Below are 20,008 nucleotides of genomic sequence, written 5' to 3' on the forward strand. Positions count from 1 at the left end.
CCATTAAGCGCCCTCGCACAGACGAAAAAAAGCCCCCGGGGTGCGGGGGCTCGGGGACGCGCGTGAGGAATTGCCGAATGCCTCCCGCGCCGCTCTCCCTTACTTCTTCGCGGCCGCGCCGCCGATCTGCTTGTTGATCATCCATTGCTGGGCGATCGACAGGATGTTGTTCACCAGCCAGTACAGCACCAGGCCGGACGGGAAGAAGAAGAACATCACGCTGAAGGCCAGCGGCATGATCCACATCATCTTGGCCTGCACCGGGTCGGCCGGTTGCGGGTTCAGCCACACCTGCAGCAGGCTGGACGCCGTCATCAGCAGCGGCAGCGGACCGATCGGCGCGCCGAACAGGTGACCGAACAGGCTGTCCGGCTTGGACAGGTCGTGGATCCACATCACCCACGGGGCGCCGCGCATCTCGACGCTCGACAGCAGCACCCAGTACAGCGCGATGAAGAACGGCATCTGCAGGAAGATCGGCAGGCAGCTGCCCAGCGGATTGATCTTCTCTTCCTTGTAGATGCGCATCATCTCCTGCTGCATCTGCTGCGGCTTGTCCTTGAGGCGCTCGCGCATCTCCTGGATGCGCGGGTTCACCGCCTTCATCTTGGCCATGCTGCGGTACGCGCTGGCGTTCAGGCCGTAGAACGCGGCCTTCAGCATCACGACCAGCAGGATGATCGCCCAGCCCCAGTTGCCCAGCAGCGAGTGCAGGACGTCCAGCAGCCAGAACAGCGGCTTGGACAGGATCTTGAAGATGCCGTAGTCCTTCACCAGCTCCAGGCCCGGGGCCAGGACTTCCAGCTTCTTCTCTTCCTGCGGGCCGACGTACAGCACGTTGTCCAGCTTCGCCGAGGCGCCGGGGGCGACGGCGGCGAAGTTCATCACCACGCCGGCGGTGTACAGGTTCTCGTTGAGTGCACGGACGTTGAACTCACGCGGGCCCGCGTCGTTGCGGATCCAGGCGCTGACGAAGTAATGCTGGACCATCGCGACCCAGCCGTCGTCGGCGTTCTTCTCGTACTCGGCCTTGCCCTTCTTCAGGTCGTCGAACGCGAGCTTGTGGTACTTCGCCTTGTCCGTGTAGATCGCGGGGCCCGAGAACGAGGTCGGCGCGAAGGACGGACCCGTATGGTCGATGTGGCCGTCACGCACCAGCTGCAGGTACAGCTGCGGCGTCACCGCGGCGGCGCCCGTGTTGGTGACCTCGTGGTTCACCGCGATGGCGTAGTCGCCGCGCTTGAAGGTGTAGGTCTTGGCCAGCTTCACGCCGCCCTGGTCGGCTTCCAGGCGCACAGTCAGCGTGTCCTGTCCGTCCTTCAGCTCGCGCGGGCCGTCGACCAGCGTCAGCACCGTCTGGTCGCTGGGCGCGTTCGGCACGTTCAGCAGGCCCGAACGGGCGCTGTAGTTGCGGACCGGGTCCAGCACGACGACATGGCCGCTGGGGTTGGTGTCGTCGGCATGCTTGAGCAGCTCGACGCGCACCAGGCTGCCACCGCGGGTGTCGATCGTGGCCTTGACCAGGTCGGTCGTGAAGGTGACCAGCTCGTTCTTGATCGGTGCCGGGGCCGCGGCGGTCGCACCGGCGGCGGAAGCGCCGGCAGCAGCCGGCAGCGCGGCGGCGGAGGCGGCCGATGCCGGGCCGGCCGGCGCGGTGGCGACCTTCGCCGGCGCCGGGTGGAACAGCGAGGGCTGTCCGTTGTGCCGCTGCCAGCCGTCCCACAGAAGGACCAGCGACATCGTGAACACCACCCACAAGATGGTGCGGCGAATATCAGTCATGGGAAGCTTTTGGATTGGCGGTTGAAGAGGCTGTCCCCGGACGGCATCCGGACGGACGCAGCAGCCGGGTGAACAGGCGGGGCGGATTGTCGGGCACGGGATCGTGTCCGCCCAGACAGAATGGGTTGCAACGCAGGATCCGTGCGGCCGCCAGATAGGTGCCGGCCGCCGCGCCATGCTGGCGCAGGGCCTGCATCGCGTAGTTGGAGCAGCTCGGGCTGTAGCGGCAACCCGCGCGCAGCCAGGCGCTGAACAGCAACTGGTAGCCGCGCACCAGCCCCATCAGCAAACGCGTCGACAGGCCGGGGCGGGGATCCATGGTCGTTTTTCCGAACCGGGGTCCGGTCAGCCCGCCGCCGCCGACGCTGGCGGACGCGCCAGCTTGCGGGTCAGCTGCAGCAGTTCCGCGCGCGCAACGGCGCGCAGCGCGTCCGAGGACGCGCTGGGGAACTGCTTGCGATCGAAAGGCATGCGCAGCCGCACCACCCACAGGCCGGGCGGCAGTTCGGGCAGATCGCCGAACACCGCGCGGATCTGGCGCTTCAACAGCGTCCGCGTGACCGCGCGCTTCGCGTGCCGTTTGGGCACGACGTAGCCCAGCCAAGCCCGGTCGGGCGCGGCTGGAGCCGGTGCTGCGGAAGTGGGCGCCATCGTCGCGACTGGCGTTCCATCCACAGCCTGTGGATGAAACGGTGCATCACCTGTGGACAAGTCAGCCGTTCCTGTGGATGGACGGCGCTTGGGCAGCGAGGGGCTGTCGGCCAGATGATGCACAGCGAAGTGCGCGCTGCGCGCGCGGCTGGGCGTGCCCAGCACGCGCTCGAAATCGGCCGATCGTACGACGCGGCCGATCACGGTGCTGACGAGGTCGTCTGGCGTTTCGCTCAGACGGCCAGGCGCTTGCGGCCCTTGGCGCGACGAGCAGCGATGACGGCCTTGCCGCCACGCGTCTTCATGCGGACCAGGAAGCCGTGGGTACGGGCGCGACGGGTCTTGGAGCCTTGATAAGTGCGTTTCATGTTCAACCTCTAGGAAATCTCGGAACTTCCCGTCGCCTCGCGCCACATGCCTGTTGGCTTGTGGTGCCGCGCACGGACATCGGGGGATGTCGGAAGCCGCTCGAAAAGCGGAGGCCCACGCAGCTACGTCCGGGCGTCCGGAAAACCCGCGATTACAGCAAAGATTTGCGTCAGGGTCAATCCGGATGCAATTCGCCACGGGGAATACCAGCACTTGACCGGGGCAAAAAATCTGTGGATAACCCAGACTCCGCGGCCTCGGATCGGTACAATCGGGCCGCTCGAAGAATAAGTTTTCCACAATGAGCGCAGACTTGTCGGGTGCGGCCCTGTGGCAGCGCGGTTGCGAACGCCTGGCCGCCGAACTGCCTGAACAGCAATTCAATACCTGGATCCGGCCGCTGCCCCCCGCGGAGGTCGCCCAGCAAGACGAGAACGGCCACGAGGCCGTGCTGGTGTCGCTCCGCGTCCCCAACCGATTCAAGCTGGACTGGATCCGCAGCCAGTACGCCGGCCGGATCGAGGCCATCCTGACCGAACTCGCCGGCAAGCCCGCTCGCCTGGAATTGTCGCTGGCGCCGCGCGAAGCCATCGCGCCGCTGCCCCGCACCTCGCCATCCGGCATGACGATGGGCCAGGTGCTGCAGCAGCACGGCCTGCGCGGCGGACCCGGCGGCGCCCAGCCCGCGACCGACCCGGCATCCGTGGCCACGCGCCCGGCCGCCGCGGCACCCGCCGTGCCGGCCACCGCCGCCAGTCTGATCCAGGCCGCGGCGCCCAACATCCCGGCCAACCTCCCGCCCAGCGCCACGCGCCACCGCATCAACACGAGCCTGACCTTCGACACGCTCGTGCCCGGCCGCGCCAACCAGATGGCGCGCACCGCCGCGCTGCACGTCGCCGGCGCGCCGGGCCAGATGTACAACCCGCTGTTCATCTACGGCGGCGTCGGCCTGGGCAAGACCCACCTGATCCATGCCGTCGGCAACGCGCTGCTGAAGGACCGTCCCGACGCCCGCGTGCTGTACCTGCACGCCGAGCAGTTCATCTCGGACGTCGTCAAGAACTACCAGCGCAAGACCTTCGACGAGCTCAAGGCCAAGTACCACTCGCTGGACCTGCTGCTGATCGACGACGTGCAGTTCTTCGCCGGCAAGGACCGGACGCAGGAAGAGTTCTTCAATGCGTTCGAGGCGCTGCTGGCCAAGCGGGCGCACATCATCATGACGTCGGACACCTACCCCAAGGGTCTGGTGGACATCGACGAGCGCCTGACCAGCCGTTTCGACGCCGGCCTCACGGTGGCCATCGAGCCGCCCGAGCTGGAGATGCGCGTCGCGATCCTGATCAAGAAGGCCGACGCCGAGAACGCGCCGATGCCGGAGGACGTGGCCTTCTTCATCGCCAAGAACGTGCGCGCCAACGTGCGCGAGCTGGAAGGCGCGCTGCGCAAGGTGCTGGCCTACAGCCGCTTCTCGCACAAGGAAATCAACATCCAGCTGGCGCGCGAGGCCCTCAAGGACCTGCTGTCAATCCAGAACCGGCAGATTTCCGTCGAGAACATCCAGAAGACCGTGGCCGACTTCTACAAGATCAAGGTCGCGGACATGTATTCGAAGAAGCGCCCGGCGAGCATCGCCCGCCCGCGCCAGATCGCGATGTACCTGGCCAAGGAACTGACGCAGAAGAGCCTGCCGGAGATCGGCGAGCTGTTCGGCGGCCGCGACCACACCACGGTGCTGCACGCGGTCCGCAAGATCGGCGGAGAGCGCCAGAAGAACACCGAGTTGAACCAGCAGTTGCATGTCCTGGAGCAAACGCTGAAGGGATGAGAAAAAACGCCTTCGCCTTCAGCGAAAATGCCGCGTTCGCCCGTACAGCCAACAGTGGAGAGAGGTTGACATGATCGTGTTGAAAGACAGCCAGGACAAAGTGCTTGCCGCGCTGCAGGCCGTGTCCGGCATCGTGGAACGGCGCCACACGCTGCCCATCCTGGCCAACGTGCTGGTCCGCAAGCAGGGCCGCCAGGTCGAGCTCACCACGAGCGACCTGGAGATCCAGGTCCGCACCACGGTCGAGTTCGACGGCGACGACGGCGACTTCTCCACGACCATCGGCGCGCGCAAGCTGATCGACATCCTGCGCTCGATGCCGTCGGACCAGACGGTGAGCCTGACGTCCAACCAGAGCAAGATGACGCTGCAGGGCGGCAAGAGCCGCTTCACGCTGCAGACGCTGCCGGCGGACGACTTCCCGCTGGTGCAGGAAGCGGCCGACTTCGGGCCCGCGTTCAGCGTGCCGCAGAAGACGCTGAAGGGCCTGATCAACCAGGTCCACTTCGCGATGGCGGTGCATGACATCCGCTACTACCTGAACGGCATCCTGTTCGTGGCCGAAGGCAAGATGCTGACGCTGGTCGCGACCGACGGCCACCGCCTCGCGCTGGCCCAGGCGGAGACCGACACCGAGATGCCCAAGCAGGAAGTCATCCTGCCGCGCAAGACGGTGCTGGAACTGATGCGCCTGCTGAAGGACGGCGGCAAGGGCGACGACGAGAGCGCGCCGATCGAGATGCGCTTCGCCGGCAACCAGGCCAAGTTCAGCTTCAGCGGCATGGAGTTCGTGACCAAGCTGGTCGAGGGCAAGTTCCCCGACTACAACCGCGTCATCCCGAAGAACCACCGCTTCCACGTGCTGATCGGCCGCCAGCCGCTGCTGGCCGCGCTGCAGCGCGCGGCGATCCTGACCAGCGAGAAGTTCAAGGCCGTGCGCCTGTCCTTCGACCCGGGCCTGCTGTCGATCGCGTCGAGCAACGCCGAGCAGGAAGAAGCCAAGGAAGAGCTCGAGATCGACTACGGCGGCGACCAGATCGAGACCGGCTTCAACGTCACGTACCTGATGGACGTGCTGGCCAACATGTCGCAGGACATGGTGCGCGTGGACCTGAACGACAGCTCGTCCAGCGCGCTGCTCAGCATCCCCGAACACAGCGGCTTCAAGTACGTCGTCATGCCCATGAGGATCTGAGGCCGCGGGGCGGCCTCGGATCCGCGTTCCGCGGTGAGTGTGGCGCACCCCCCGCCCCCGCCAAGCGGGGGCTCTCGCTAGACAGTCAAACGGCCGCAGGGCGGCCTGGAATACCCACTGATGACCGACAACAGCACTCCTGAGAACACCCCGACGCCCGTGCCGCAGAACGACGGCGCGGGGTACGGCGAGTCCAGCATCCAGATCCTGGAAGGGCTGGAGGCGGTGCGCAAGCGCCCCGGCATGTACATCGGCGACACCTCGGACGGCACGGGTCTGCATCACCTGGTGTTCGAGGTCGTCGACAACTCGATCGACGAGGCCCTGGCCGGCTACTGCGACGACATCGTCATCACGATCCACACGGACAACTCGATCTCCGTCATCGACAACGGCCGCGGCATCCCGACCGGCGTGAAGATGGACGACAAGCACGAGCCCAAGCGCTCGGCGGCCGAGATCGCGCTGACGGAACTGCACGCGGGCGGCAAGTTCAACCAGAACAGCTACAAGGTCTCGGGCGGCCTGCACGGCGTGGGCGTGTCCTGCGTGAACGCGCTGTCCAAGACGCTGCGCCTGATCGTGCGCCGCGAGGGCAAGGTCCATCAGCTGGAGTTCAGGAAGGGCTTCCCGCAGGACCGCGTGATCGAGATCCGCGACGGCGTCGAGACCAGCCCGATGAAGATCGTCGGCGAGACCGACAAGCGCGGCACCGAGGTGCACTTCCTGCCCGACACGGAGATCTTCACGCAGAACTCCGAGTTCCATTACGACATCCTGGCCAAGCGCCTGCGCGAGCTCTCGTTCCTGAACAACGGCGTGAAGATCCGCCTGGTCGACGAGCGCAACAACAAGGAAGACAACTTCGCCTTCGCGGGCGGCGTGCGCGGCTTCGTCGAGTTCATCAACAAGGGCAAGACGCCGCTCAACCCGAACATCTTCCACGCCCAGGGCGACAAGATGTCGGACCAGAACACCAACGTCGGTGTCGAGGTCTCGATGCAGTGGAACGACGGCTTCAACGAGAGCGTCCTCTGCTTCACCAACAACATCCCGCAGCGCGACGGCGGCACCCACCTGACGGGTCTGCGCGCGGCGATGACGCGGGTGATCAACAAGTACATCGAGGACAACGAGCTGGCCAAGAAGGCCAAGGTCGACGTCACCGGCGACGACATGCGCGAAGGCCTGGCCTGCGTGATCAGCATCAAGGTGCCGGAGCCGAAGTTCAGCTCCCAGACCAAGGACAAGCTGGTGTCGAGCGAAGTGCGCGGCCCGGTGGAAGAGGTCGTGGCGAGCAAGCTGACGGACTGGCTGCTGGAGAACCCGGTCGACGCCAAGATCATCTGCGGCAAGATCGTCGAAGCCGCGCGTGCGCGCGAGGCGGCGCGCAAGGCGCGCGAGATGACCCGCCGCAAGGGCGTGCTGGACGGCATGGGCCTGCCGGGCAAGCTGGCGGACTGCCAGGAGAAGGATCCGGCGCTGTGCGAGATCTACATCGTGGAGGGCGACTCCGCCGGCGGCTCCGCCAAGCAGGGGCGCGACCGCAAGTTCCAGGCGATCCTGCCGCTGCGCGGCAAGATCCTGAACGTCGAGAAGGCGCGCTACGAGAAGCTGCTGACCAGCAATGAAATCATCACGCTGATCACGGCGCTGGGCACCGGCATCGGCCGCGGCGCGGGCAGCGACGACTTCAACCCCGAGAAGCTCCGCTACCACCGCATCATCATCATGACCGACGCGGACGTGGACGGTGCGCACATCCGGACGCTGCTGCTGACCTTCTTCTACCGGCAGATGCCGGAGCTGGTGGAACGCGGCCACATCTACATCGCGCAGCCGCCGCTGTACAAGGTCAAGGTCGGCAAGCACGAGCAGTACCTGAAGGACGGCCACGAACTGGACGGTTTCCTGCTGAAGGTCGCGCTGAACGACGCCGAGCTGCACACGGCCGGCGTGGGCACGGGCCCGGTGCTCAAGGGCGAGCCGCTCGAGACGATGGCGCGCCAGTACGTGGCGGCGCAGAACGTGATCGAACGCCTGTCGGCCTGGATGGACGGCGAGGCGCTGCACCTGCTGGCGTCCGGCCTGTCGATCAGCCTGGACACGCCGGAGGCGGCGCAGATCGCCGCGACGGCGCTGCAGACGACGCTGCACGACGCGGTGGTGAATGCGGAGACGGATCCGCGCACCGACAAGCAGTTCCTGCGCATCAGCCGCCGTCACCACGGCAACGTGCGTTCGAGCATCATCACGGCGGACTTCGTGCACGGCGCGGACTATGAAGTCCTGGCCGCGGCCGGCACGACCTTCAAGGGTCTGGTCGGCGAGGAAGCCGTGATCCGCAAGGGCGAGGGCGAGAAGGCCAAGGAAAGCAAGGTCGCGGACTTCCGCGCCGCGATGGCGTGGCTGATGACGCAGGCCGAGTCCAGCGTCGGCCGCCAGCGCTACAAGGGCCTGGGCGAGATGAATCCCGCGCAGCTGTGGGAAACGACGATGGACCCGACGGTCCGCCGCCTGCTGCGCGTGCAGATCGAGGACGCGATCGAAGCCGACCGCGTGTTCACGATGCTGATGGGCGACGAGGTGGAACCGCGCCGCGAGTTCATCGAGCAGAACGCGCTGAGGGCGGCGAATATCGACGTGTGAGCGGCGGTCTGCCGGCGTAGGGCGCCGAATTAAGTGCAGCGCGGGCCAGACTTCCGCGACTGACGGACTTTAGTTGACGTGACTGGTTCTGTCGGGTGACACAGAAAGTGAAAACTGCGTCAGGTAAGTGAAAAACTGCTGACGGAATTCGTGAGATGGACGCCTGGAGAGGTTGGCAAGTGCGAGACGTGCCAAGGGGTGCAAGGATGCTGCCCCGACTACTGCAAGGATCCACCATGGCAGAAGTGAAAAGGGACGGCCATGCAGCCGTCCCTGGTCGAACGCGCGGTCAACAGGCCGCGCGCTTGCGACTACCGGGGTTCGCTCTTGGAGCGGCTCCGTTTGTTGGCGCTGTACGCCTTCTTTGAGTAGTCCGGCTCTGAAGGCCGGTCCTCAGGCATGTCTCGAAGCGTGTCGGCCAGGAGGCCGATCAGCTGCTGCATTCGCGCCTTGGGCGAAACGGTAGGTTGCTCGACCTCAAGGGGTAGCTGTTCAGGCTCTAGGCGGGCGCGATTACGTCCGTGAAGCGAAAAGCTTGAGGTGACGCAAGGAACGAGTTCGACTTCGACCTCTCCAACATGGCCAAAACGTCGTGCCATCGTTTCAATTCCGACGCGCTCAAGCACACGAAGCTCAGAGAACGCTATGTCCGCTGTAGGTCGGCCAACGGGGTCCGAAGGCGCGGCGAGCTCTCGCAGGACTCGCTGACCTACTCCGGGTAGTCCTGTCACGATATCGATTGGGGCCTGGAGCGCTGCGAAGAGGGCATACCAAAGCACCATCCCTGGTGTGCCGTTGATCTTTAGAAGCTCCAAGTGTTCAAGAGATCCGGGTGCGACTTGCGTAGCGAGGAAGGCGCAGACGGCTATGCGCTCATCGCGTTGAACGGACGCGCTTTGGGGCATCAGTTTCAACGCAGATTGGAGATACAGCCCGCGCTCCTCTCTGGTTGCCGCAGCAAAACAGTCGAGTCCGTTGACGATCGCCAAGCAGCGCATTTCTAAGCGATTGCCAGCGTCCAGCATGGTTTGGCGAACGCTCCAACTCGTTTCGCCTGGTGCGCTGGTCTTCGACTGCGCCTGGGCCTTGTGGAACTGCTGCCGCTTTCTGATTCGTTCCCGTGCATCAGAAGGTGACTCGGATGCAGGAGGGACCGCGATCGCAGCGAAGTCCTCCCATTTCACGAGCTCAAGGCGAGTCGCAGGATTCTTGAGTAGGCAGTTGCGACACAAAGCCACCGAGCGAGAGTCGGCGCCATAGACTTCGGGGTTTACAGATGGATCTTCGATCGCCTGGACCAAGCTGGCGAAAGGGTTCTCGTACTCTGCGTAAAGGCCCTTGCGCATCAAGAGATCGTGCAAGACCGCGCCCAACTGATAGAAGGTCACAGCCCGCCAGCCCTCGACGGTATCCGGCTCCTTACGCAGCAAGAACTCTGGTGAGCTGTAGCGCAGCGTTCCGATGAATGCGCGCTGGTCAACATCGGTTACGGCTTTAAAAGCGATGGTTTATTTCCGGCCGCCACGATGTGCTCCATACCGATCAGGATGTTCGTGTCCAGTAGCAGCGAGGTGTCGACTCCGCGAGCCAGCGCGCGCGGAACGCATTCATGATGTCGACGGTAGAAGTGCTGGTCAGTACAACTGCCCACCCACACCCTTGAACTTTTCAACGAACCCGGCGATCTTCTGGAAGACCGTCTGCTTCTTGGCTTTGAACTGAGGGTTTAGAGGGCTCATCTTGGGCAGCACCGCGTTGAGCTCCGTGCCGTTCTCGCTGGCGAACTCCCGCTTGAGTGAGGCGGTGATGTAGCGCTTCGCCGCCTCGGCGTTAAGGCTTTCCGACGCGATTAGCTCCTGGGCTTCACGCTGCTGCTCTGCCCGTGCAAACTTGAAGAACGCGTCGATCACACTGGCCTTGTCGCCGAGCTGGTCCAGGTCGGTCTGGTTAATGAAATCGACCAGCAAGCTCTCCTTGGCGCGGTTGCCAAGGCTCGCACGAATCACGCGCCGCACCTCATCCACCAGCGCAGACTTGCTCTTGATCTTCTTGTTGTGCTCGAAGATCAGTTCAAGGATGTAGTCCAGGTTGATTTCCTGCGACTTCAGCAGGTCCACCTCAAAGACCACGTCATCCCAGTCGATGGTCGACTTTTCCATCTCGGCCCCTGCCTTCTCGCGGCGCAACCAGTCGCGCACGTCGTTATAGGTGGAGCGGTAGTCCTGAATCTTCCGTTCTGCAGGGATCGTGATGGCTTGCAATGCCGTCAAATCGTCATCGCTCAGATAGTGCTTGGCCTTGAACGCCTCCACCGCCGCAGCATCAGTCAGGTTGACAGTCTGGAGCTCCTTCAGGCTGGCGAACTCGTCGTAGTTCTGCAGGATGTTCTCGACGCGCAGGTACTCGCCGAACAGCTTGGCGAAGGCCTTCCTGTCTGCTTCCCTTTCAATGGCGGCCGGGTCAGGGAAGCGAGCTTCCAATTCCTGCACCACATCCTTGAAGCCCCGCCGCGCTTCACCAGTGGCCGCATCGGTAAAGCCTTCCATGTACTCCGTGTAGCTCTTCTCCAGCACCACGTTCTTGGTGTTCTTGTCGCCGAACAGGGTGATGGCGTCGATGGTCGCCTGCTCCAGGTCGCGGAAGGTGACGATGTTGCCGAAGGTCTTGGTGGCGTCGAAGATGCGGTTGGTGCGCGAGTAGGCCTGCATCAGTCCGTGGAAGCGCAGGTTCTTGTCGACAAACAGCGTGTTGAGCGTGGGGGCGTCAAAGCCCGTCAGGAACATGCCCACCACAATGAGCAGGTCGATCTCCTTAGCTTTGACCTGCTTAGCCAAGTCTCGGTAGTAGTTCTGGAAACCGTTGCTGTCCACGCTGAAGTTGGTCTTGAACAGCGCGTTGTAGTCGGCGATGGCATAGCTCAAGAACTCTTTGGCGCTGCCGCTCATGGCCGAGACATCAAAGCTCTCGTCATGTATGTCGCCGATCCCATCCTGCTCTTCATTCGCCGCGAACGAGAATATGGTGGCCACCTTCAGCGGCTTGTCGCAGGTCTTCGCCAACTCCCGGAAGCACTCGTAGTACAGCTTGGCGGCATCCACGCTGCTGACGGCAAACATGGCGTTGAAGCCCTTGTTGCCAGCATGCAGGCGATGGGTCTTATGCCGGAAGTTGGTCAGGATGTATCGGGTGATCTCGCGGATGCGGTCCGGGTGCAGCAAGGCTTGTTTGTTCTCTGCTGCACTCAACTTCTTCTCGTCCGTCTCGGTCTCGATGGCCTTGAACTGCGGGCGCACATCGTTGTAGTCCACCTTGAACTTCAAGACCTTCTCGTCACGGATAGCATCGGTGATTACGTACGAGTGCAGTTCGCGGCCAAAGACGCTGGACGTGGTCTCGGCGCCCAAAGCGTTCTCCGGGAAGATGGGTGTGCCGGTGAACCCAAACTGGCAGAACTTCTTGAACTTCTTCTTCAGGTTCTTCTGGGCTTCCCCAAACTGGCTGCGGTGGCACTCATCGAAGATGAACACGACCTGCTTGCCGTAGATGGGCAGGTCCGCCTCGCTCTTCATCAGGTTGTTGAGCTTCTGGATGGTGGTGACGACGATCTTGTTGTCGTCCTTCTCCAGGTTGCGCTTCAATCCCGCCGTGCTGTCTGAGCCGTTCACGCTGTCCGGCGAGAAACGCTGGTATTCCTTCATGGTCTGGTAGTCCAGATCCTTGCGGTCCACCACGAAGAACACCTTGTCGATGAAGTCCAGCTCCGTAGCCAAGCGCGCCGCCTTGAAGCTGGTCAGGGTCTTGCCGCTGCCGGTGGTGTGCCAGATGAAGCCGCCGCTCTCGGTTTTGCGCCAGTCCTTCGTCTGATGGCTACTGTTGATCTTCCTCAGGATGCGTTCCGTGGCCGCAATCTGGTAGGGCCGCATCACTAGCAGTGTGTTGCTGACGTCGAACACCGAGTAGTGCAGCAGCACATTGAGCAACGTGGGCTTCTGGAAGAAAGTCGCCGTAAAGTCTTTCAGATCCTTGATGAGCGTGTTATCCGCCTTCGCCCAATTCATGGTGAAGTCGAAGCTGTTCTTGTTGCGCTGCGTGGTGTTCGCGAAGTAGCGGCTGTCGGTTCCGTTCGAGATCACGAATAGCTGCATGAACTTGAACAGGGACTGGTCGCTGTTGAAACTCTCCTTGCTGTAGCGGTGCACCTGGTTGAAGGCTTCGCGGATGGCCACGCCGCGTTTCTTCAGCTCTACCTGCACGAGTGGCAAACCATTGACCAAGATGGTCACGTCGTACCGGTTGGCATGCGTGCCCATCTGCTCGAACTGCTTGATCACCTGCAGCTTGTTGCGGGTGACCTTCTTCTTGTCCAACAGATAGATGTTCTGGATGCGCCCGTCGTCAAAGACGAAGTCGTGGATGTAGTCGTCGTGGATCTTGCGGGTCTTTTCGACGATGCCGTCGCTGGGCTTGTCCAGCCAGGACTCTACGAATCGCAGCCATTCGCCTTCTGTGAACTGCACAGCGTTGAGCGCCTGCAGTTGAACGCGCACATTGGTCAGCAAGTCAGCAGGGGTCTTGATGGACGAGGCGAACTCATAGCCCTGATTGACCAGATCCTGGATCAACTCGCGCTCCAGATCACTTTCGCTCTGGTAGCTCTCGGCGACCTTCCACTCCCGGGTGTACTGCTCAAGGACGATGAAGTTCTTGGACTCGGCAATGGCCTTGTATTCGTTCATTGGTCAGGCGCCCTGTGGCTTCCAAAAGGCATGGTTGTTCTTCAGATGGTCTAGCAGCAGCTTGACCATTGCGCTCTCTGCCGGTGAGGGCTGCGCAACCGCTTCACTGGACAACGTGCTGTGGCTGGTGAACTGGATGATTCGGTTCAGGTAGAGCAGCCTGTCTTCGGGCAACAACTCTGACCACCCTGGGTAACCCAAAAAACTGGCGGTCTTCTCATAGAGATTGCGCAACAGCGTGAAATGAAAACGCTCGACCTTGCTATCGGCAATTGCCTGCTCGATGGTCTTCAGCAGGTGCAGGTGGTAAGAAAAGCTCCGGTTGGAATCGCCCTGTTTTTCGGAGAGCTCGAGGCTCCCATCTTCGTAGCGCTCGAGCATGTAGCTCGCCTTACCTTTGAGCTCATTGAAGAGCACGTTGTAGAACAACGGGCTGTGCGTAGTGACTATGAACTTCAGTGCGGAATGACTGGACTTGATCAGCTCGGCGAGGTTAACGGCCAGCTCGATCAAGTGATTTTCATCCAGAGAGCTCACCGGGTCATCCACAAAGACGTGGGTCAAGTTATTGAAGACATCAGTGGACCGGTCAGCGACTTCCGGGATGTTCAGTTCGGCAATTACCTGCTCTAGCAGAGCATTGAACACGCTCCAGATGAAGTTACTTTCTTCGCCCTTGGAGATCTTGATGTGGGGCTCTGATTGCTGGTTGCCACGCTCAAACGAAAAGCTGACTGCCGAGAAATCTGCGCTGAAATGCGGCGTCAACTTGTCGCTGGTGTACCGCTGAAAGTTGGTGATGATGCTCTGGTCCTGGCCTTGCTCTTCCAGCACCCACTTGGTGAACGCATTAGGTTGAATCCTCAGTTTCGGTTCGGCATCCCGCCCCAGGTCGTTGTCCCAGTAAAACAGGTCCTCGGTGAAGGCGCTGTAGTAAAGCATCTTCTTGTCAGCCAACACCGACGAAACCGCGTCGTCACCCTCCCCTTTAGGCGCAAGCAGCTGCTTGAACGCACGGGACAGGCGCGTCTTACCCGTGCCGTTGAAGGCATAGATCAGCTGTACCTTTTTGTTGGTGCCCTGAAGTTGTTGGGCGACCTCCGCGAGCGTCTTGCCCATGTTATGCCTCTATCTCTTTCTGCATGGGAAAGCTCAATAGTAAGTCGCGGTAGTACTCGTATTGCTTCTGGCGCAATATAATTTCGCGGGGCAAGCCTTCGGTAACGGAGTTGGTCAGCGCGTCAAATTTGTCGAGAACGGCGACAATTCTGGCTTGTTCGGCGAGTGACTTCTCGGGGTAGTTTGGGAACGGCACAGGGATTTTTATCCTCTCCATCCCGTTGATTAGCAATCGATTAACTTTGCCGCGAGACACATGTTTGGCTTTCTCGTCAATGAACGCTGCAGTCTGCATAACATAAGAAACAAACTTTGGATTCATGGGGTGGCGAAAGGCGTAGCTATCGTCGTGAATGGCGATCTGCTCATATCCAATCCAGGCGACCGCCTTACCAACATCCTCAACAGTTTCACCCACGCCCGCGATCACGACATCACCAGGCTTTGCATAGCGCAGTGAATCGACCAAATCTTTTCTAACCCGGGAATATGTTTGATCTGCAAAAGCTCCGTAACGGGTGTATATCTCGCCATAGTGAATGGCGGGGATTCCATCTTCAACAAAGTCTGCCTTGGTGAATCGCTTGCCGCGAATAAATTCGCCAATATCTCCCAGCGCCTTCCATTCCACCTCGCCCTCTTCGAAACTCAACAACCTGTCCCGATAGTGGTTGTACTGCTTTTTGCGAGCGGCAAGCTCGATGGCAAGTTCGACGGTAAGTTTGCTGAAAGCATCCAGGGTTCGGACGATCTCGGCTTGGATTTCAAGCGACTTTTTGGGATTGTCGGGGCAGGGGATGGGCACCTTTTTTCTCGTGTAGTTGCCGATCCACTGTCGCTTATGATCTCCATCAACAAATTCGCTTGGGATAGTGTTCAGCCAGTAATAAATGTACTTGAGAAGCGCCCTGCCTTGATCGCTTGACGTGATCATCTTCATGGCTGAAGATTTAACTTTGAAGTCAAAGTCAACCCATTTATTGGCCGTCGTGAAATCGTCAAATATGATTACAGGGCTTTGGGAAGCTTTGTAGATTCCATCAATTTCATCCGTATAACCAAGAATAAATGTCTTCCCTGCAGTGAGCACAGGAGTCTCAAAGTCATCGCTGTAGTTTTTTGCAGCTACCAGGTATTTGGCTGGCTGCTCATACTTTGTGAGTTCCCCAAGCGGCAGCCACATCACAGCTACACCATCCAGCAGCCTCTCTAGAAATTTCCCGCTGCTCATGCCTTGCCCCCCCCGCCTTCAATATCGGCAACGATGGCGTCAATGTCTTTGCGCAGCTGGTCAGCCTTGGCAACCGTGGCTTTTAGATTAGCATTGAGCTTAGCGATATCTACCACTTCGCGTGTGTCCTTGGCTTCAACATAGCTGCTTACCGACAGGTTGTAGTCGTTGGCGGCCACCCGTTCCAACGGAACGGCCCTAGCGAAGTGGTCGACGTTGGCCTTGCTGTCAAAAATCGCCATGATCTGCTTGATGTGCGAATCCAGCAGCACATTGTTGTTGGCTTCCTTCTTGCACAAACCGCTGGCGTTGATGAACTGGGTGGTGGTGTCCTTTTTGTTCTTTGCCAACACCAGGATGTTCACAGCGATGGTGGTGCCAAAAAAGAGATTAGGCGCGAGCGAAATGACACTCTCCACATAGTTGTTGTCCACCAGGTACTGGCGAATCTTCTGCTCAGCCCCGCCTCGATAAAAGATGCCCGGAAAGCACACGATGGCTGCCCGCCCCTTGGCGGAGAGGTAGTTGAGCGCGTGCAGCACGAAGGCAAAGTCGGCTTTGGACTTGGGGGCTAGCACGCCAGCGGGGGCAAAGCGCTCGTCGTTGATCAGAGTGGGGTCGTCGCTGCCAATCCACTTCACCGAATAGGGTGGGTTGGAGACGATGGCGTCAAAGGGCCTGTCGTCCGCAAAGTGCGGCTCTTCCAACGTGTTGCCAAGCTGGATATTGAACTTGTCGTAGTTCACGTTGTGCAAGAACATATTCATCCGCGCCAGGTTGTACGTGGTGTGGTTGATTTCTTGCCCAAAGAAGCCGTCTTCTATCAGATGCTGATCGAAGTGCTTTTTTGCCTGCAACAGCAGCGAGCCGGAGCCGCAGGCTGGGTCGTAGATCTTGTTGATGCTGGATTGACCGTGCATCGCCAACTGGGCGATCAGCTTGGAGACCTGCTGCGGCGTAAAGAACTCACCGCCTGATTTGCCGGCATTGGCCGCGTAGTTGGAAATGAGGTATTCGTACGCGTCGCCGAACAGATCGATGTGGCTGGCATCAAAGCCACCGAAGTCCAGTTCCGCAACCCCCTTGAGCACCGCTGCCAGTCGGGAATTCTTGTCCTTGACGGTATTGCCCAGACGGTTGCTGGTGGTGTCGAAGTCGGCGAACAGACCCTTGATATCGAACTCGGAGGGGTAGCCGTTGGCCGAGGCCTCGATGACCTTGAAGATGTTTGCGAGGTCGGTGTTCAGGCTCTCGTTGGCGCTGGCGCCTGCCGCGACGTTGATGAACAACTGGCTGGGGTAGATGAAGTAGCCCTTGGTCTTGATGGCGTCGTCTTTGGCGGCCTCGATGTTCTCGTCATTGTCCGCCATGGCGGCATAGTCCACGCTGGCATCGCCGCCTGTGATGTAGTCGATGAAGTTCTCACTGATGAAGCGATAGAACAGTGTGCCTAGGACGTACTGCTTGAAGTCCCATCCGTCGACGGCTCCGCGAACGTTGTTCGCGATGTCCCAGATCTTGCGTTGTAGTGCGGAGCGTTGTTCGTTGCTTGTCATGCTTGCGATTCTCTAGTTTGTTGTTGTGCAGAGCACGAGGCCAGTCAGTCGTGTTCTGGCGTCGTGAAATGGTGAGGGTGTCAGTCCGTGGTGAAGAGGAAGTCGCTTTCCTCGCAACGATGCGGGGCTACTTCACAGGGTTCTCTGCCGCGTCAGGATCGAGCCTCGAATTTCTCTTCCGCGGCTCAGGCGGATCCGACGGCACGTACTCAACCAGTTCGTTGAGGGGGCAACCCAGGTAGTGACACAAGCGATCCAAGTTGTCGGTCGTGACGTTGGCCCCGGTCGGCTTGTTCATGCGGCTGAGCGTCGTCCGGTGGATCCCGGTCGCTGCCGCCACCTCGTCCAAGGTCACACGGCGCTGTAGGCGAAAGCCGAGCTCTGCCAAGCGATCTTGGAGTCTGAATCTGATCATGCCCTATTGTAGTTGCATATACGCTACAGCCGTAGCATATATCCAACTTATCCGAGTCGCATGGCGCGTTACTTTGTCGCAGTTATCCAGCGATGCGCGGGATGTGTGCCCCCTCAGGCCGACCTTGCCCACAGCTGGCGCAACTCACACATACGTCTTGGCGGCAGAGCGGCTGACGGACCGCGAGGTCACGGCGCTCTCGCGGCTTGCTGCGCAGGACCGGGTCAAGCGAACGGCCGCTTCTGAGCTGCCGGGGCATCAACAACGACTTGTCTCAGTCTGTCTAGAGGCGGCTCGACTGCTCCCAGACGCAGAGACTTGCTCGCCAGCCTGAGAAGGTCGTTCAGGCATGAACAGCCTCATCGTTCACATTGAATGCGATGTGAAGACAGCCACGATGTGCGCGAAGGATTATTCGAGCACATGGGCGCCTCGCCATCTGCACGCTGTGGCATCGCCTTAGGGGGACGGAAGTGGGCTGGGCCGCTGTTGCCTAGGTTTGTTTTTCGGCCTAGCGCCAATGCATTCGCCCTCTTCGAGGCGGTTGAACGCACGCTCGAAGAGCTGGTCGTTTATGGCTACAGCGTGATCTTTCGCAGCTATGAGAAGGCGACTGAGTTGGTCCGATCCGATCTCGCCAATGTGTTCAGGAACGACGATCTTGATGCCGGTTGCGAGCGTATACACACGCTCGGTGGAGTAGCTGAACTCCCCATCCGCGGCGCCCTCCTCTTTGGACAAAAGTGGCGCGGACCGTCCCGCTTGCAAAACTTTGGTCAGCCCGCCGAGCTCCCTAGCAAGCCCCTCCGCACGTCTGATCTGTCGCTCATGTCTCTCCGTGTAGTAGGCATACCGGGCAATGCCCCTGGCTCTGCTGACGAGATGCAGGCTCTTGAGATATTGAAGCCTGCCAAGTGTTATGCCGCACCGCCTGCAAAGTTCCTTCGCGGACAGCTGCTCGCCCTGGACGGCCTCCTTTGCTCGGAACAGGCGATCGACCTCGTCAAGACCCTCATCTATCGCAGGTTCTTCCACAGTTTCCTTCCTTTCGATCACGCCGACTCCTCCCGTCTTCATCAGGCCCCATCGGCCATCCAAGCCAATGCTATGCAATCCAATCACCAAGTTCATTAGAAAAAGTTGTCCGTCTAACCGCTCGGCAGTACGGTTGGACGGATGAAAGTCAAAAGTTGTACCCGCCTGCCGTCAATGATTCGCGCGGCTCGTGAGGCCGCCGGAGCTAGCCAGAAGGCGCTTGCTGCTGACCTGGCGATGGACCAGACGCAGTTGTGTGCAGTGGAGAAGGGCCGTAGAGGCATTCAGGACCGGCAAACCCTTGAGCGCTTGGCAAATGCCTTGGCTCTCGATTCGTCCACGTTGGAGGCCCTTGTTTGGGCCATGAGCCATGACCGGGTGATCGCAAGTGTCTCCAGGGCAGGTCTGCCGAAGGCGGTCGTGCTGGTGTCGCTCGCCCTAGAGGCGAGTCACGTTCTATCTCGGGAAGAAGTTTCTGGCCTGGAGACGCTCATCTCCGGGCTCCTCAAAGGCAAGCGCGAGCTGTCCCAGCTGGCGCTTCGATCAAGGGAGGAATCCACCATGGTCTAAAGAAAACGGCGAACTGTCATTGCTGAGCAGCTCGCCGGTGGAAATCCTGGGCGAACCCAAGATCAGTCACCTCAAGTATTCAAGCCCGGATCTCCTCCGTCAAGGCCGACCGTCGCCGCCGGCCCAAGCTGCGTCGCCCACTTGTCCAGCTTGTGTCCATTTTTGGACGCGAAGGAGATCTCATGCCGTCGATCCGCCAAATCTGGCCTGACTCGCTACCGACTGCCGAGGCTGTCGAACTGCTCATCGCAGCCCTGAAGTCCCCTCGAAAGGTCCGCCCGGTCGTCACACCGAGTGGTCACCGTGCACGCGGCAAGTTCCCGTCGTTCAAGGGACGGGAGACTCGGTTCGAGAGCCTCGTTGAGGAGGATGCTCTTCGCGTCCTCGAAGTGGCGACTACCGTGCTCGCCATCCAGACCCATCCCTGGGTCCTGTCCCTGACCGACGTCGACGGCCGGGGTTTCTACTACACGCCAGACGCTTTCATCGTTCGCAGCGGCGACGCCATGCTCGTCGAGTTCAAAGGGGACTGGCTGCTCCGGTTGGAAGACGCCAAGAGTACCCTGCTGAAGACCTTCAGGGCCCTTGAATCGCACGGCGTTCCGATCGCGCTTCTTACCGAGTCCGACGTGCGCGCCGCGGGTCTGCAAGACGAGTTGAAGGAACTGCTACGCCTGCGACCTGTGGGTGGGAGGACTCGTGTTGGTATCGACACGAGCCTCTGGGACGTTCTGGGACGGACAAGTCCTAGCGGCGAGCTGATGCGGCGGTGGCGCGACGCCCAGCGCGAGTGTGACGCGCTCTTGGAGCGCGTCATGCGGCGCGGCCCGGACGAAGCCGTCGAGTCCATCGCCATCTAGGAGATCCGC

16 protein-coding genes are annotated in these 20,008 nt (G+C 60.8%); 5 read left to right on the forward strand and 11 right to left on the reverse strand.

What is annotated here, in order from left to right:
• Positions 1-99: 99 nt before the first annotated feature.
• The 4 genes from yidC to rpmH all read right to left on the reverse strand — a co-directional run bounded on the left by yidC (position 100) and on the right by rpmH (position 2,801).
• Positions 100-1,782: a membrane protein insertase YidC gene (yidC, locus tag ACQ4L4_RS21090; protein ID WP_431100820.1), complete on the reverse strand. Its 1,683-nt coding sequence runs from the start codon at positions 1,780-1,782 to the stop codon at positions 100-102.
• Complete coding sequence (yidD, locus tag ACQ4L4_RS21095) at positions 1,775-2,101, reverse strand: membrane protein insertion efficiency factor YidD (protein ID WP_431100821.1); 327 nt, start codon at positions 2,099-2,101, stop codon at positions 1,775-1,777. Before yidD ends, yidC begins: the two co-directional genes overlap by 8 nt.
• Before the next feature lie 26 nt (positions 2,102-2,127).
• Positions 2,128-2,433 carry a ribonuclease P protein component gene (locus ACQ4L4_RS21100; protein ID WP_431100822.1) on the reverse strand — a complete coding sequence of 102 codons (306 nt, stop codon included), beginning with the start codon at positions 2,431-2,433 and terminating at the stop codon, positions 2,128-2,130.
• Positions 2,434-2,666: 233 nt separating this feature from the next.
• On the reverse strand, positions 2,667-2,801 hold the full coding sequence (rpmH, locus tag ACQ4L4_RS21105; protein ID WP_067065970.1) for a 50S ribosomal protein L34: 135 nt from the start codon (positions 2,799-2,801) through the stop codon (positions 2,667-2,669).
• Between the two features lie 302 nt (positions 2,802-3,103).
• Here rpmH and dnaA point away from each other — a divergent pair, with 302 nt between their 5' ends.
• From dnaA to gyrB, 3 genes are all read left to right on the forward strand, one after another.
• On the forward strand, positions 3,104-4,633 hold the full coding sequence (gene dnaA / locus ACQ4L4_RS21110) for a chromosomal replication initiator protein DnaA (protein ID WP_431100823.1): 1,530 nt from the start codon (positions 3,104-3,106) through the stop codon (positions 4,631-4,633).
• A 70-nt stretch (positions 4,634-4,703) separates the two neighbouring features.
• On the forward strand, positions 4,704-5,828 hold the full coding sequence (gene dnaN, locus ACQ4L4_RS21115) for a DNA polymerase III subunit beta (RefSeq protein ID WP_431100824.1): 1,125 nt from the start codon (positions 4,704-4,706) through the stop codon (positions 5,826-5,828).
• Positions 5,829-5,948: 120 nt separating this feature from the next.
• Entirely contained in the window at positions 5,949-8,477 is a 2,529-nt protein-coding gene (gene gyrB, locus ACQ4L4_RS21120) for a DNA topoisomerase (ATP-hydrolyzing) subunit B (RefSeq protein ID WP_431100825.1), read from the forward strand.
• 311 nt (positions 8,478-8,788) lie between these two features.
• Here gyrB and ACQ4L4_RS21125 read toward each other — a convergent pair whose 3' ends face one another.
• The 7 genes from ACQ4L4_RS21125 to ACQ4L4_RS21155 form a co-directional block, all read right to left on the reverse strand.
• A complete protein-coding gene (locus ACQ4L4_RS21125; RefSeq protein ID WP_431100826.1) occupies positions 8,789-9,907 on the reverse strand; it encodes a hypothetical protein in 1,119 nt (372 codons plus the stop codon).
• Positions 9,908-10,111: 204 nt separating this feature from the next.
• The gene (locus ACQ4L4_RS21130) at positions 10,112-13,213 is read right to left on the reverse strand and encodes a type I restriction endonuclease subunit R (protein ID WP_431100827.1); all 3,102 of its coding nucleotides are present in this window, start codon (positions 13,211-13,213) and stop codon (positions 10,112-10,114) included.
• 3 nt (positions 13,214-13,216) lie between these two features.
• Entirely contained in the window at positions 13,217-14,332 is a 1,116-nt protein-coding gene (locus ACQ4L4_RS21135; RefSeq protein ID WP_431100828.1) for an anticodon nuclease, read from the reverse strand.
• 1 nt (position 14,333) lies between these two features.
• Positions 14,334-15,563, reverse strand: coding sequence for a restriction endonuclease subunit S (locus ACQ4L4_RS21140; RefSeq protein ID WP_431100829.1), 1,230 nt, complete (start codon positions 15,561-15,563; stop codon positions 14,334-14,336).
• Positions 15,560-17,119 (reverse strand): type I restriction-modification system subunit M, encoded by a 1,560-nt coding sequence (locus ACQ4L4_RS21145; protein WP_431100830.1) that lies wholly within the window; start codon positions 17,117-17,119, stop codon positions 15,560-15,562. The genes ACQ4L4_RS21140 and ACQ4L4_RS21145 overlap by 4 nt, the downstream gene beginning before the upstream one ends.
• A gap of 127 nt (positions 17,120-17,246) precedes the next feature.
• Positions 17,247-17,534 carry a helix-turn-helix domain-containing protein gene (locus ACQ4L4_RS21150; protein ID WP_431100831.1) on the reverse strand — a complete coding sequence of 96 codons (288 nt, stop codon included), beginning with the start codon at positions 17,532-17,534 and terminating at the stop codon, positions 17,247-17,249.
• A 459-nt stretch (positions 17,535-17,993) separates the two neighbouring features.
• Positions 17,994-18,611, reverse strand: a complete 618-nt coding sequence (locus ACQ4L4_RS21155) for a hypothetical protein (protein ID WP_431100832.1) — start codon at positions 18,609-18,611, stop codon at positions 17,994-17,996.
• A gap of 99 nt (positions 18,612-18,710) precedes the next feature.
• Between ACQ4L4_RS21155 and ACQ4L4_RS21160 the strand changes: the two genes are divergently transcribed.
• Positions 18,711-19,139: a helix-turn-helix domain-containing protein gene (locus ACQ4L4_RS21160; protein WP_431100833.1), complete on the forward strand. Its 429-nt coding sequence runs from the start codon at positions 18,711-18,713 to the stop codon at positions 19,137-19,139.
• Between the two features lie 182 nt (positions 19,140-19,321).
• Entirely contained in the window at positions 19,322-19,999 is a 678-nt protein-coding gene (locus ACQ4L4_RS21165) for a hypothetical protein (RefSeq protein WP_431100835.1), read from the forward strand.
• The last annotated feature ends 9 nt before the right edge of the window (positions 20,000-20,008 follow it).

Origin of the sequence: Roseateles noduli, assembly GCF_050626985.1 — a bacterium.
Lineage (GTDB): Bacteria > Pseudomonadota > Gammaproteobacteria > Burkholderiales > Burkholderiaceae_C > Roseateles > Roseateles noduli_A.

Bases quoted from the DNA above. Each gene is read 5' to 3' on its own strand.
- yidC (WP_431100820.1), bottom strand. From the start codon at position 1,782: ATGACTGATATTCGCCGCACCATCTTGTGGGTGGTGTTCACGATGTCG.
- yidD (WP_431100821.1), bottom strand. From the start codon at position 2,101: ATGGATCCCCGCCCCGGCCTGTCGACGCGTTTGCTGATGGGGCTGGTG.
- ACQ4L4_RS21100 (WP_431100822.1), bottom strand. From the start codon at position 2,433: ATGGCGCCCACTTCCGCAGCACCGGCTCCAGCCGCGCCCGACCGGGCT.
- rpmH (WP_067065970.1), bottom strand. From the start codon at position 2,801: ATGAAACGCACTTATCAAGGCTCCAAGACCCGTCGCGCCCGTACCCAC.
- dnaA (WP_431100823.1), top strand. From the start codon at position 3,104: ATGAGCGCAGACTTGTCGGGTGCGGCCCTGTGGCAGCGCGGTTGCGAA.
- dnaN (WP_431100824.1), top strand. From the start codon at position 4,704: ATGATCGTGTTGAAAGACAGCCAGGACAAAGTGCTTGCCGCGCTGCAG.
- gyrB (WP_431100825.1), top strand. From the start codon at position 5,949: ATGACCGACAACAGCACTCCTGAGAACACCCCGACGCCCGTGCCGCAG.
- ACQ4L4_RS21130 (WP_431100827.1), bottom strand. From the start codon at position 13,213: ATGAACGAATACAAGGCCATTGCCGAGTCCAAGAACTTCATCGTCCTT.
- ACQ4L4_RS21135 (WP_431100828.1), bottom strand. From the start codon at position 14,332: ATGGGCAAGACGCTCGCGGAGGTCGCCCAACAACTTCAGGGCACCAAC.
- ACQ4L4_RS21140 (WP_431100829.1), bottom strand. From the start codon at position 15,563: ATGAGCAGCGGGAAATTTCTAGAGAGGCTGCTGGATGGTGTAGCTGTG.
- ACQ4L4_RS21145 (WP_431100830.1), bottom strand. From the start codon at position 17,119: ATGACAAGCAACGAACAACGCTCCGCACTACAACGCAAGATCTGGGAC.
- ACQ4L4_RS21150 (WP_431100831.1), bottom strand. From the start codon at position 17,534: ATGATCAGATTCAGACTCCAAGATCGCTTGGCAGAGCTCGGCTTTCGC.
- ACQ4L4_RS21155 (WP_431100832.1), bottom strand. From the start codon at position 18,611: ATGAAGACGGGAGGAGTCGGCGTGATCGAAAGGAAGGAAACTGTGGAA.
- ACQ4L4_RS21160 (WP_431100833.1), top strand. From the start codon at position 18,711: ATGAAAGTCAAAAGTTGTACCCGCCTGCCGTCAATGATTCGCGCGGCT.
- ACQ4L4_RS21165 (WP_431100835.1), top strand. From the start codon at position 19,322: ATGCCGTCGATCCGCCAAATCTGGCCTGACTCGCTACCGACTGCCGAG.